This is a genomic window from Escherichia sp. KCJ4928 (assembly GCF_004352695.1).
Lineage (GTDB): Bacteria > Pseudomonadota > Gammaproteobacteria > Enterobacterales > Enterobacteriaceae > ECMA0423.
The window spans coordinates 1-13,089 of sequence record NZ_SJWV01000116.1; the positions used below are offsets into that span (position 1 = coordinate 1).

The window sequence follows — 13,089 nt, forward strand, 5'->3', positions numbered from 1 at the left end:
ATTCCGCCCTTTGTGCCGTTATTTTATGCTGACAAAGGCACTTTTTTCTGTTTATCTATCAATAAATTCAGAATATTATCTGTTCTTAATCGACTGAAAAATAGGGATTTTAATCACTATTATCACAAAATACTGCGCTAAACCCTTAATCAGACAGGCAAAAACAGTGCAGTATAAAAAAAGAACAGTCTGATTTGTTAACACATAAAAACAAAGCAACACAACATCACGAATGGGGATTTTTGACTATGAAACGGAATGCGAAAACTATCATCGCAGGGATGATTGCACTGGCAATTTCACACACCGCTATGGCTGACGATATTAAAGTCGCCGTTGTCGGCGCGATGTCCGGCCCGATTGCCCAGTGGGGCGATATGGAATTTAACGGCGCGCGTCAGGCGATTAAAGACATTAATGCCAAAGGGGGAATTAAAGGCGATAAGCTGGTGGGCGTGGAATATGACGACGCCTGCGACCCGAAACAAGCCGTTGCGGTCGCCAACAAAATCGTTAACGACGGCATTAAATACGTTATTGGTCATCTGTGTTCTTCTTCTACCCAACCTGCGTCAGATATCTACGAAGACGAAGGTATTCTGATGATCTCGCCGGGAGCGACCAACCCGGAGCTGACCCAACGCGGTTATCAACACATTATGCGTACTGCCGGGCTGGACTCTTCCCAGGGGCCTACGGCGGCAAAATACATTCTTGAGACGGTGAAGCCCCAGCGCATCGCCATCATTCACGACAAACAACAGTATGGCGAAGGGCTGGCGCGTTCGGTGCAGGACGGGCTGAAAGCGGCTAACGCCAACGTCGTCTTCTTCGACGGTATTACCGCCGGGGAGAAAGATTTCTCCGCGCTGATCGCCCGCCTGAAAAAAGAAAACATCGACTTCGTTTACTACGGCGGTTACTACCCGGAAATGGGGCAGATGCTGCGCCAGGCCCGTTCCGTTGGCCTGAAAACTCAGTTTATGGGGCCGGAAGGTGTGGGTAACGCATCATTGTCGAATATTGCTGGCGATGCTGCCGAAGGCATGTTGGTCACTATGCCAAAACGCTATGACCAGGATCCGGCAAACCAGGGCATCGTTGATGCGCTGAAAGCAGACAAGAAAGATCCGTCCGGGCCTTATGTCTGGATCACCTACGCGGCGGTGCAATCTCTGGCGACTGCCCTTGAGCGTACTGGCAGCGATGAGCCGCTGGCGCTGGTGAAAGATTTAAAAGCTAACGGTGCAAACACCGTGATTGGGCCGCTGAACTGGGATGAAAAAGGCGATCTTAAGGGATTTGATTTTGGTGTCTTCCAGTGGCACGCCGACGGTTCATCCACGGCAGCCAAGTGAAAATCCCACCGCCCGTGAAAAACGGGCGGGTTTAGAAAGGTTACCTTATGTCTGAGCAGTTTTTATATTTCTTGCAGCAGATGTTTAACGGCGTCACGCTGGGCAGTACCTACGCGCTGATTGCCATCGGCTACACCATGGTTTACGGCATTATCGGCATGATCAACTTCGCCCACGGCGAGGTTTATATGATCGGCAGCTATGTCTCATTTATGATCATCGCCGCGCTGATGATGATGGGCATTGATACCGGCTGGCTGCTGGTGGCGGCGGGATTCGTCGGCGCAATCGTCATCGCCAGCGCCTACGGCTGGAGTATCGAACGGGTAGCCTATCGCCCGGTGCGTAACTCTAAGCGCCTGATTGCGCTCATCTCGGCAATCGGCATGTCCATCTTCCTGCAAAACTACGTTAGCCTGACTGAAGGTTCGCGTGACGTGGCGCTGCCCAGTCTGTTTAACGGTCAGTGGGTGGTGGGGCATAGCGAAAACTTCTCTGCCTCTATTACCACCATGCAGGCGGTGATCTGGATTGTCACCTTCCTCGCCATGCTGGCGCTGACGGTTTTCATTCGCTATTCCCGTATGGGGCGCGCGTGTCGTGCCTGCGCGGAAGACCTGAAAATGGCGAGCCTGCTTGGCATTAACACCGACCGGGTGATTGCGCTGACCTTTGTGATTGGCGCGGCGATGGCGGCGGTGGCAGGTGTGCTGCTCGGTCAGTTCTACGGCGTAATTAACCCCTACATCGGCTTTATGGCCGGGATGAAAGCCTTTACCGCTGCGGTGCTCGGTGGGATTGGCAGCATTCCGGGAGCGATGATTGGCGGGCTGATTCTGGGGATTGCGGAGGCGCTCTCTTCTGCCTATCTGAGTACGGAATATAAAGATGTGGTCTCATTCGCCCTGCTGATTCTGGTGCTGCTGGTGATGCCGACCGGTATTCTGGGTCGCCCGGAGGTAGAGAAAGTATGAAACCGATGCATATTGCAATGGCGCTGCTCTCTGCCGCGATGTTTTTTGTCCTGGCGGGCGTCTTTATGGGCGTGCAACTGGAGCTGGATGGCACCAAACTGGTGGTCGACACGGCTTCAGACATCCGTTGGCAGTGGGTGTTTATCGGCACGGCGGTGGTCTTTTTCTTCCAGCTTTTGCGACCGGCTTTCCAGAAAGGGCTAAAAAGCGTTTCCGGACCGAAGTTTATTCTGCCCGCGATTGATGGCTCCACGGTGAAGCAGAAACTATTCCTCGTGGCGCTGCTGGTGCTTGCGGTGGCGTGGCCGTTTATGGTGTCGCGTGGGACGGTGGATATCGCCACCCTGACCATGATCTACATTATCCTCGGCCTCGGGCTGAACGTGGTTGTTGGTCTTTCTGGTCTGCTGGTGCTGGGGTACGGCGGCTTTTACGCCATCGGCGCTTACACTTTTGCGCTGCTCAATCACTATTACGGCCTGGGCTTCTGGACCTGTCTGCCGATTGCCGGGTTAATGGCAGCGGCGGCCGGCTTCCTGCTCGGCTTCCCGGTGCTTCGCTTGCGCGGCGACTATCTGGCGATCGTTACCCTCGGTTTCGGCGAAATTGTGCGCATATTGCTGCTCAATAACACCGAAATTACCGGCGGCCCGAACGGAATCAGTCAGATCCCGAAACCGACACTCTTCGGACTCGAGTTCAGCCGTACCGCTCGTGAAGGCGGCTGGGACACGTTCAGTAATTTCTTTGGCCTGAAATACGATCCCTCCGATCGTGTCATCTTCCTCTACCTGGTGGCGTTGCTGCTGGTGGTGCTAAGCCTGTTTGTCATTAACCGCCTGCTGCGGATGCCGCTGGGGCGTGCGTGGGAAGCGTTGCGTGAAGACGAGATCGCCTGCCGTTCGCTGGGCTTAAGCCCGCGTCGTATCAAGCTGACTGCCTTTACCATAAGTGCCGCGTTTGCCGGTTTTGCCGGAACGCTGTTTGCTGCGCGCCAGGGCTTTGTCAGCCCGGAATCCTTCACCTTTGCTGAATCGGCGTTTGTACTGGCGATAGTGGTGCTCGGCGGTATGGGATCGCAGTTTGCGGTGATTCTGGCGGCAATTTTGCTGGTGGTATCGCGCGAATTGATGCGTGATTTCAACGAATACAGCATGTTAATGCTCGGTGGTTTGATGGTGCTGATGATGATCTGGCGTCCGCAGGGCTTGCTGCCCATGACGCGCCCGCAACTGAAGCTGAAAAACGGTGCAGCGAAAGGAGAGCAGGCATGAGTCAGCCATTATTATCTGTGAACGGCCTGATGATGCGCTTCGGCGGCCTGCTGGCGGTGAACAACGTCAATCTTGAACTGTACCCGCAGGAGATCGTCTCGTTAATCGGCCCTAACGGTGCCGGAAAAACCACGGTTTTTAACTGTCTGACCGGATTCTACAAACCCACCGGCGGCACCATTTTACTGCGCAATCAGCACCTGGAAGGTTTACCGGGGCAGCAAATCGCCCGCATGGGCGTGGTGCGCACCTTCCAGCATGTGCGTCTGTTCCGTGAAATGACGGTGATTGAAAACCTGCTGGTGGCGCAGCATCAACAACTGAAAACCGGGCTGTTCTCTGGCCTGTTGAAAACGCCTTCTTTCCGTCGCGCCCAGAGCGAAGCGCTCGACCGCGCCGCCACCTGGCTTGAGCGCATTGGTTTGCTGGAACACGCCAACCGTCAGGCGAGTAACCTGGCCTATGGTGATCAACGCCGTCTGGAGATTGCCCGCTGCATGGTGACGCAGCCGGAGATTTTAATGCTCGACGAACCGGCGGCAGGTCTTAACCCAAAAGAAACCAAAGAGCTGGATGAGCTGATTGCCGAACTGCGCAATCATCACAACACCACTATCTTGTTGATTGAACACGATATGAAGCTGGTGATGGGAATTTCGGACCGAATTTACGTGGTCAATCAGGGGACGCCGCTGGCAAACGGTACGCCGGAGCAAATCCGTAATAACCCGGACGTGATCCGTGCCTATTTAGGTGAGGCATAAGATGGAAAAAGTCATGTTGTCCTTTGACAAAGTCAGCGCCCACTACGGCAAAATCCAGGCGCTGCATGAGGTGAGCTTGCATATCAATCAGGGCGAGATTGTCACGCTGATTGGCGCGAACGGGGCGGGGAAAACCACCTTGCTTGGTACGTTATGCGGCGATCCGCGCGCCACCAGCGGGCGAATTGTGTTTGATGATAAAGACATTACCGACTGGCAGACGGCGAAAATCATGCGCGAAGCGGTAGCGATTGTCCCGGAAGGGCGTCGCGTCTTCTCGCGGATGACGGTGGAAGAGAACCTGGCGATGGGCGGCTTCTTTGCCGAACGTGACCAGTTTCAGGAGCGCATAAAGTGGGTGTATGAGCTGTTTCCACGTCTTCATGAGCGTCGTGTTCAGCGGGCGGGCACCATGTCCGGCGGTGAACAGCAGATGCTGGCGATTGGTCGCGCGCTGATGAGCAACCCGCGTTTGTTGTTGCTTGATGAGCCATCGCTCGGTCTTGCGCCGATTATCATCCAGCAAATTTTCGACACCATCGAGCAGCTGCGCGAGCAGGGGATGACTATCTTCCTCGTCGAGCAGAACGCCAACCAGGCGCTAAAGCTGGCGGATCGCGGCTACGTGCTGGAAAACGGCCATGTGGTGCTCTCCGATACCGGCGACGCGCTGCTGGCGAACGAAGCAGTGAGAAGTGCGTATTTAGGCGGGTAATAACACGTTGATTGATAAGGAGTCAAAAGACTCCTTTGAGACAGGTGACAAATGTAAAATTGCCTGATGCGCTGCGCTTATCAGGCCTACTGGGTGAGTTGCAATATATTGAATTTGCACGATCTTGTAGGCCGGATAAGGCGTTTACGCCGCATCTGGCATGAAACGATGAGTAATCTGTAGAGTTTGATTCAGACCTTCTATTTTTCCGCTTATCCGTGCCCCATCTCCCATTTTCCCTCACCCACGCCGTCACCGCCTTGTCATCTTTCTGACACCTTACTATCTTACAAATGTAACAAAAAAGTTATTTTTCTGTAATTCGAGCATGTCATGTTACCCCGCGAGCATAAAACGCGTGAATTCGCGCATTCGGTACAACAAGAGAGATAAACGATGAAACCGTTACATTATACAGCTTCAGCACTGGCGCTCGGACTGGCGTTAATGGGGAATGCACAGGCAGTGACGACCATTCCGTTCTGGCATTCTATGGAAGGGGAACTGGGTAAAGAGGTGGATTCTCTGGCCCAACGTTTTAACGCCGAAAATCCGGATTACAAAATTGTACCGACCTATAAAGGCAACTACGAACAGAATTTAAGCGCGGGGATTGCCGCATTTCGTACCGGCAACGCTCCGGCTATTTTGCAGGTTTATGAAGTTGGCACCGCCACCATGATGGCATCGAAAGCCATTAAACCGGTATATGACGTGTTTAAAGAGGCGGGGATTCAATTCGATGAGTCGCAGTTTGTGCCGACGGTTTCCGGTTACTACTCCGACAGCAAAACGGGCCACTTACTCTCCCAGCCATTCAACAGCTCGACCCCCGTTCTCTATTACAACAAAGACGCCTTCAAGAAAGCAGGATTAGACCCGGAACAACCGCCGAAAACCTGGCAGGATCTGGCGGACTATGCCGCGAAACTGAAAGCCTCCGGTATGAAGTGCGGCTACGCCAGCGGCTGGCAGGGCTGGATCCAACTGGAAAACTTTAGCGCTTGGAACGGTCTGCCGTTTGCCAGCAAAAACAACGGCTTTGACGGCACGGACGCGGTGCTGGAGTTCAACAAGCCGGAGCAGGTGAAACACATCGCCATGCTCGAGGAGATGAACAAGAAGGGCGACTTCAGCTACGTCGGTCGTAAGGATGAATCCACCGAGAAGTTCTATAACGGTGATTGCGCGATGACCACCGCCTCTTCCGGTTCTCTTGCCAACATTCGCGAGTACGCCAAATTTAACTACGGCGTAGGCATGATGCCTTACGACGCCGATGCGAAAGATGCGCCACAAAACGCTATTATCGGCGGAGCCAGCCTGTGGGTGATGCAGGGTAAAGATAAAGAAACGTATACCGGTGTGGCGAAGTTCCTCGATTTCCTCGCGAAGCCAGAAAACGCTGCCGAGTGGCATCAGAAAACCGGTTATCTGCCAATCACCAAAGCAGCGTATGACCTGACCCGTGAGCAGGGCTTTTATGAGAAAAACCCAGGGGCGGATACCGCGACGCGTCAGATGCTGAATAAGCCGCCGTTGCCGTTCACCAAAGGGCTGCGTCTGGGCAACATGCCGCAGATCCGCGTGATTGTGGATGAAGAGCTGGAGAGCGTGTGGACCGGTAAGAAGACACCACAGCAGGCACTGGATACCGCCGTTGAGCGTGGAAATCAGTTGCTGCGCCGCTTTGAGAAATCGACGAAGTCTTAATCAGTGTAATGTCGGATGCGTTTCGCTTATCTGACCTGGCATCGCGTGTAGGCCGGATAAGCGAAGCGCATCCGGCACAGTTCAGGAATTAACCGTAATGTCATCATCCCGTCCGGTGTTCCGCTCGCGCTGGCTGCCTTATCTGCTGGTCGCGCCGCAGCTCATCATCACCGTTATCTTTTTTATCTGGCCTGCGGGCGAAGCGTTGTGGTACTCGCTACAAAGCGTCGATCCGTTTGGTTTCTCCAGCCAGTTTGTCGGCCTGGATAACTTCGTCACGCTGTTCCATGACAGCTACTATCTCGACTCCTTCTGGACGACGATAAAATTCAGCACCTTTGTCACCGTCAGCGGTTTGCTGGTATCGCTGTTCTTTGCGGCGCTGGTGGAGTACATCGTGCGCGGCAGCCGTTTCTATCAAACCTTAATGTTGCTGCCTTACGCCGTGGCTCCCGCCGTTGCCGCCGTATTGTGGATCTTCCTGTTTAACCCCGGTCGCGGGCTGATCACCCATTTTCTCGCGGAGTTCGGCTACGACTGGAACCACGCGCAAAACAGCGGTCAGGCAATGTTTCTGGTGGTGTTTGCCTCAGTATGGAAGCAAATCAGCTACAACTTCCTGTTCTTCTATGCCGCGCTGCAATCCATTCCCCGTTCGTTGATCGAAGCCGCAGCCATCGACGGTGCAGGGCCGATTCGCCGCTTCTTTAAGATTGCGCTGCCGCTTATCGCCCCGGTGAGTTTCTTCCTGCTGGTAGTGAACCTGGTGTATGCCTTCTTCGACACCTTCCCGGTGATCGACGCCGCCACGTCCGGCGGGCCGGTTCAGGCCACCACGACGCTGATTTATAAGATCTACCGCGAAGGTTTTACCGGACTGGATCTGGCTTCGTCTGCCGCACAGTCGGTGGTGTTGATGTTCCTCGTCATCGTGCTGACGGTGGTGCAGTTCCGCTATGTTGAAAGCAAGGTGCGTTACCAATGATTGAGAACCGTCCGTGGCTGACGATATTCAGCCATACCATGCTGATCCTCGGGATCGCGGTGATCCTCTTCCCGCTGTACGTGGCGTTTGTCGCGGCGACGCTGGATAAACAGGCCGTCTATGCCGCGCCGATGACGCTCATCCCCGGCACACATCTGCTGGAAAACATCCACAACATCTGGGTGAACGGGGTAGGCACGAATAGCGCGCCGTTCTGGCGGATGTTGCTTAACAGCTTTGTGATGGCGTTCAGCATTACGCTCGGCAAAATTACCGTCTCGATGCTCTCGGCATTTGCCATTGTCTGGTTTCGTTTTCCGCTACGTAACCTCTTCTTCTGGATGATTTTTATCACCCTGATGCTGCCGGTTGAAGTACGTATCTTCCCGACGGTGGAAGTCATCGCCAACCTGCAGATGCTCGACAGCTACGCCGGTTTAACGCTGCCGCTGATGGCCTCGGCGACCGCTACTTTCCTGTTCCGCCAGTTCTTTATGACGCTGCCGGATGAGCTGGTGGAAGCCGCGCGGATCGACGGCGCATCGCCAATGCGCTTCTTTTGCGACATCGTTTTTCCGCTCTCCAAAACTAATCTGGCGGCGCTGTTTGTGATCACCTTTATCTACGGCTGGAATCAGTATTTGTGGCCGTTGTTGATTATTACCGATGTGGATCTCGGCACCACCGTGGCAGGGATCAAAGGGATGATCGCTACAGGCGAAGGCACCACGGAATGGAACTCAGTGATGGCGGCGATGTTGTTAACGCTTATCCCTCCGGTGGTGATTGTTTTAGTGATGCAGCGTGCCTTCGTGCGCGGCCTGGTCGATAGTGAGAAATAAGATGGCAGGACTGAAATTACAGGCAGTAACCAAAAGCTGGGATGGTAAAACCCAGGTCATTAAACCGCTGACCCTTGATGTGGCGGATGGCGAATTTATCGTGATGGTCGGGCCGTCTGGCTGCGGGAAATCGACGCTGCTGCGCATGGTTGCCGGGCTGGAGCGGGTGACAGAAGGCGATATCTGGATCAACGACCAGCGCGTGACTGAAATGGAGCCAAAAGATCGCGGGATTGCGATGGTGTTCCAGAACTACGCGCTTTATCCGCATATGAGTGTCGAAGAAAACATGGCGTGGGGGCTGAAAATTCGCGGCATGGGCAAGCAGCAAATTGCCGAGCGCGTTAAAGAAGCGGCGCGCATTCTGGAGCTGGACGGTCTGCTCAAACGTCGCCCGCGCGAGCTTTCCGGCGGTCAGCGCCAGCGTGTGGCGATGGGCCGCGCGATTGTGCGCGATCCGGCGGTGTTCCTGTTTGATGAGCCGCTCTCTAACCTCGATGCCAAGCTGCGCGTGCAGATGCGTCTTGAACTGCAACAGTTGCACCGTCGCCTGAAAACGACTTCACTCTACGTTACTCACGATCAGGTTGAAGCGATGACGCTCGCCCAGCGAGTAATGGTGATGAACGGCGGCGTTGCCGAACAGATTGGCACACCAGTTGAAGTCTACGAAAAGCCCGCCAGCCTGTTTGTAGCGAGTTTTATCGGCAGTCCGGCGATGAACCTGCTGACAGGCCGCGTGAATAACGAAGGCACGCATTTCGAACTGGACGGCGGTATTGAGCTGCCGCTAAACGGTGGCTACCGTCAGTATGCCGGGCGTAAAATGACTCTCGGCATTCGCCCGGAACATATTGCGCTAAGCTCGCAGGCAGAAGGCGGCGTACCGATGGTGATGGACACGCTGGAGATCCTCGGCGCAGATAACCTGGCGCACGGACGCTGGGGCGAGCAGAAGCTGGTGGTGCGACTGGCGCATCAGGAGCGCCCGACGGCAGGCAGCACGCTGTGGCTGCATCTGGCGGAAAATCAGCTGCATCTTTTTGATGGTGAAACAGGACAACGAGTATGAGTAACTGGCCTTATCCCCGCATCGTCGCTCATCGTGGCGGCGGCAAGCTGGCCCCGGAAAACACCCTGGCGGCAATCGACGTCGGGGCAAAATACGGTCATAAGATGATCGAATTTGACGCGAAGTTATCGAAAGATGGCGAGATCTTCCTGCTCCATGACGACAATCTCGAACGCACCAGCAACGGCTGGGGCGTCGCGGGTGAACTGAACTGGCAGGATTTACTGCGCGTGGATGCGGGCAGTTGGTACAGCAAAGCGTTTAAAGGTGAGCCGCTGCCGTTGCTTTCGCAGGTGGCGGAACGCTGTCGCGAACACGGGATGATGGCGAATATCGAAATCAAACCCACCACTGGCACTGGACCATTAACGGGCAAAATGGTGGCGCTGGCGGCACGCCAACTGTGGGCCGGTATGACGCCGCCGCTACTGTCATCGTTTGAGATTGATGCTTTAGAAGCTGCACAGCTGGCGGCACCGGAACTGCCGCGTGGTTTATTGCTTGATGAGTGGCGCGACGACTGGCGCGAACTGACCGCGCGGCTGGGCTGCGTCTCTATTCATCTCAATCATAAGTTACTCGATAAAGTGCGAGTGATGCAGTTGAAAGACGCCGGACTGCGGATTCTGGTTTATACCGTCAATAAACCCCAGCGCGCGGCAGAGTTGCTGCGCTGGGGCGTGGATTGCATCTGTACCGATGCGATTGACGTGATTGGTCCGAACTTTACGGCCCAATAGTTTTCAACGGAATGTCAGGCTGCGGCGTGCTGGGCTGATTCAGCATGTCGCCGTTTCTCCTCTCCGGCAGCATATGCTGCTGATTCAACGAACTATCCGGATTACGGTTGCTGTTTAACATCCCGCCGTTGGTGTTGGGCAGCATTTGCTGCCGGGCGGGATTTCGCTCCCCCGGCTGTGACTGCAACACCCGCTGAGAATTATTGTTTATCTGGTTTTCTAAATGCTGCTGTTGCAACTGAGTTTGCGTTTTCAGTTGCTGATTCAGCATCCCTTTTTGCTGGATTTGCTGAGTCTGCATCTGGGTTTGCATCCGCTGCTGGCTGGGTATCTGATACCCCGGCTGGTTAGGGTTGTTCAGAGTATTAATGGGCTGTGCAAAGCCGACAAACGGCAGGAGTGCCGTAAGAATCAGAAGTCGTTTCATCGCGTATCCTCCTCTGAAGATATCCTTTAAGTTTACTCGCTTCCCGACAAAACGATGATTAATTCAGAGTTATATACCAGGCTTAGCTGGGGTTGCCCCTTAATCTCTGGAGAATAACGATGATAAAACCGACGTTTTTACGCCGGGTGGCCATTGCTGCTCTGCTCTCAGGAAGTTGTTTTAGCGCCGCCGCCGCGCCTCCTGCGCCGCCCGTCTCGTATGGTGTGGAGGAAGATGTCTTCCACCCGGTACGCGCGAAACAGGGAATGGTAGCGTCTGTGGACGCCACTGCCACTCAGGTGGGGGTGGATATTCTCAAGGAGGGCGGGAATGCCGTTGATGCCGCCGTGGCGGTGGGCTACGCGCTGGCGGTAACGCATCCGCAGGCAGGGAATCTGGGCGGTGGTGGTTTTATGTTAATCCGCTCGAAAAATGGCAATACCACGGCTATCGATTTCCGCGAAATGGCACCCGCCAAAGCGACCCGCGATATGTTCCTCGATGATCAGGGCAACCCGGACAGCAAAAAATCACTCACTTCGCATCTGGCTTCCGGCACACCGGGTACGGTAGCAGGTTTCTCGCTGGCGCTGGATAAATACGGCACCATGCCGCTGAACAAAGTCGTGCAGCCCGCGTTTAAACTGGCACGCGATGGTTTTATCGTTAACGACGCGCTGGCTGACGATCTCAAAACCTACGGTAGCGAAGTGTTGCCGAATCACGAAAACAGTAAAGCTATCTTCTGGAAAGAGGGCGAGCCGCTGAAAAAGGGCGACAAGCTGGTGCAGGCGAACCTGGCAAAGAGCCTGGAGATGATTGCCGAAAACGGCCCGGACGAATTCTATAAAGGCACGATAGCGGAACAGATTGCCCAGGAGATGCAGAAAAACGGTGGCTTGATCACTAAAGAAGATTTAGCGGCGTATAAAGCGGTCGAACGCACACCGATAAGTGGCGATTATCGCGGGTATCAGGTTTACTCCATGCCACCGCCATCCTCCGGCGGGATCCATATCGTACAAATCCTCAATATTCTGGAAAACTTCGATATGAAGAAATACGGCTTTGGCAGCGCCGATGCGATGCAAATCATGGCAGAAGCGGAGAAATACGCCTACGCCGACCGCTCGGAATATCTTGGCGACCCGGATTTTGTCAAAGTACCGTGGCAGGCGCTGACCAATAAAGCCTATGCCAAATCTATTGCCGATCAAATTGATATCAATAAAGCGAAGCCATCCAGCGAAATTCGCCCCGGCAAGCTTGCGCCTTATGAGAGTAATCAAACTACCCATTACTCAGTGGTGGATAAAGATGGTAACGCGGTGGCGGTGACCTATACGCTGAACACCACCTTCGGTACGGGCATTGTCGCGGGCGAGAGCGGTATTCTGCTTAATAATCAGATGGATGATTTCTCCGCTAAACCGGGCGTACCGAACGTTTACGGGCTGGTGGGCGGTGATGCCAACGCCGTCGGGCCGAATAAACGTCCGCTGTCGTCAATGTCACCAACCATTGTGGTGAAAGACGGTAAAACCTGGCTGGTCACCGGTAGCCCTGGCGGGAGCCGGATCATCACTACAGTGCTGCAAATGGTGGTGAATAGCATCGATTATGGCATGAACGTCGCCGAAGCGACCAATGCGCCGCGTTTCCACCATCAGTGGTTGCCGGACGAGCTGCGTGTCGAAAAAGGGTTTAGCCCGGATACGCTCAAGCTGCTGGAAGCAAAAGGTCAGAAAGTGGCGCTGAAAGAGGCGATGGGCAGTACACAAAGCATTATGGTTGGGCCGGACGGTGAGTTGTACGGCGCATCCGACCCGCGCTCGGTGGATGATTTAACGGCGGGGTACTAAGGTTAGCGGCCCTCTTCGTGGGAAGAGGGCTATTTTGTCAGGGCAAGCCGAAGGTAGCCTTTTTTATTTCGTAATCCTGTAGATATTCTTCCAGCGGCTTTGCCGTTCCCAGAGAATGAATTTCACCACTGTCTTTATCAATAATAAAAGGTGCGTTACCAGCTAAGCGCGCGGCCTCATCTCCAGTTTCGAGAAATTCTCGTGCTTCGAAACAGAAATACCAGCCCTGGCTAAAGCGTCCATGTAGAGTAATGACGACCGGGAGATCTGCATCATCAAGGTAATGGTTCGCTTTCGCGAATGCGTCGTGATAAGTAATCATAATTATAATAAATATTATTGTTGAGTGTTATATTATTATTC

At 54.1% G+C, this 13,089-nt stretch carries 13 protein-coding genes; 11 read left to right on the forward strand and 2 right to left on the reverse strand.

The genetic code is table 11. From position 1 onward, the window contains the following. The first annotated feature begins 248 nt into the window (after positions 1–248). From livK to ugpQ, 10 genes are all read left to right on the forward strand, one after another. Positions 249–1,358, forward strand: coding sequence for a high-affinity branched-chain amino acid ABC transporter substrate-binding protein LivK (livK, locus tag E0D98_RS15940; RefSeq protein ID WP_000827696.1), 1,110 nt, complete (start codon positions 249–251; stop codon positions 1,356–1,358). Between the two features lie 47 nt (positions 1,359–1,405). Continuing rightward, the gene (gene livH / locus E0D98_RS15945) at positions 1,406–2,332 is read left to right on the forward strand and encodes a high-affinity branched-chain amino acid ABC transporter permease LivH (protein ID WP_000003004.1); all 927 of its coding nucleotides are present in this window, start codon (positions 1,406–1,408) and stop codon (positions 2,330–2,332) included. Then, positions 2,329–3,606 carry a branched chain amino acid ABC transporter permease LivM gene (livM, locus tag E0D98_RS15950; RefSeq protein WP_000803799.1) on the forward strand — a complete coding sequence of 426 codons (1,278 nt, stop codon included), beginning with the start codon at positions 2,329–2,331 and terminating at the stop codon, positions 3,604–3,606. Before livH ends, livM begins: the two co-directional genes overlap by 4 nt. Next, positions 3,603–4,370: a high-affinity branched-chain amino acid ABC transporter ATP-binding protein LivG gene (gene livG / locus E0D98_RS15955; RefSeq protein ID WP_000082110.1), complete on the forward strand. Its 768-nt coding sequence runs from the start codon at positions 3,603–3,605 to the stop codon at positions 4,368–4,370. The genes livM and livG overlap by 4 nt, the downstream gene beginning before the upstream one ends. A 1-nt stretch (position 4,371) precedes the next feature. After that, positions 4,372–5,085 carry a high-affinity branched-chain amino acid ABC transporter ATP-binding protein LivF gene (gene livF, locus E0D98_RS15960; protein ID WP_000416895.1) on the forward strand — a complete coding sequence of 238 codons (714 nt, stop codon included), beginning with the start codon at positions 4,372–4,374 and terminating at the stop codon, positions 5,083–5,085. A 396-nt stretch (positions 5,086–5,481) separates the two neighbouring features. Further along, positions 5,482–6,798: a sn-glycerol-3-phosphate ABC transporter substrate-binding protein UgpB gene (gene ugpB / locus E0D98_RS15965; protein ID WP_000803190.1), complete on the forward strand. Its 1,317-nt coding sequence runs from the start codon at positions 5,482–5,484 to the stop codon at positions 6,796–6,798. A gap of 97 nt (positions 6,799–6,895) precedes the next feature. Next, a complete protein-coding gene (gene ugpA / locus E0D98_RS15970; protein ID WP_000099289.1) occupies positions 6,896–7,783 on the forward strand; it encodes a sn-glycerol-3-phosphate ABC transporter permease UgpA in 888 nt (295 codons plus the stop codon). Further along, complete coding sequence (gene ugpE / locus E0D98_RS15975) at positions 7,780–8,625, forward strand: sn-glycerol-3-phosphate ABC transporter permease UgpE (RefSeq protein WP_000572176.1); 846 nt, start codon at positions 7,780–7,782, stop codon at positions 8,623–8,625. The genes ugpA and ugpE overlap by 4 nt, the downstream gene beginning before the upstream one ends. A gap of 1 nt (position 8,626) precedes the next feature. Then, a complete protein-coding gene (ugpC, locus tag E0D98_RS15980) occupies positions 8,627–9,697 on the forward strand; it encodes a sn-glycerol 3-phosphate ABC transporter ATP binding protein UgpC (protein WP_000907792.1) in 1,071 nt (356 codons plus the stop codon). Next, positions 9,694–10,437, forward strand: coding sequence for a glycerophosphodiester phosphodiesterase (ugpQ, locus tag E0D98_RS15985; RefSeq protein WP_000073590.1), 744 nt, complete (start codon positions 9,694–9,696; stop codon positions 10,435–10,437). Before ugpC ends, ugpQ begins: the two co-directional genes overlap by 4 nt. Here ugpQ and E0D98_RS15990 read toward each other — a convergent pair. Continuing rightward, positions 10,424–10,864: a DUF2756 family protein gene (locus E0D98_RS15990; protein ID WP_000825996.1), complete on the reverse strand. Its 441-nt coding sequence runs from the start codon at positions 10,862–10,864 to the stop codon at positions 10,424–10,426. The two genes, ugpQ and E0D98_RS15990, sit on opposite strands and share 14 nt — an antisense overlap. Before the next feature lie 119 nt (positions 10,865–10,983). On the opposite strand from E0D98_RS15990, the gene ggt reads away from it, so the two are divergent. Beyond that, positions 10,984–12,726: a gamma-glutamyltransferase gene (gene ggt, locus E0D98_RS15995; protein WP_047086972.1), complete on the forward strand. Its 1,743-nt coding sequence runs from the start codon at positions 10,984–10,986 to the stop codon at positions 12,724–12,726. Positions 12,727–12,763: 37 nt separating this feature from the next. Here the strand turns inward: ggt and E0D98_RS16000 are convergent, their stop codons facing one another. Next, positions 12,764–13,048 carry a YrhB family protein gene (locus tag E0D98_RS16000; RefSeq protein ID WP_000634159.1) on the reverse strand — a complete coding sequence of 95 codons (285 nt, stop codon included), beginning with the start codon at positions 13,046–13,048 and terminating at the stop codon, positions 12,764–12,766. Positions 13,049–13,089 lie beyond the last annotated feature (41 nt).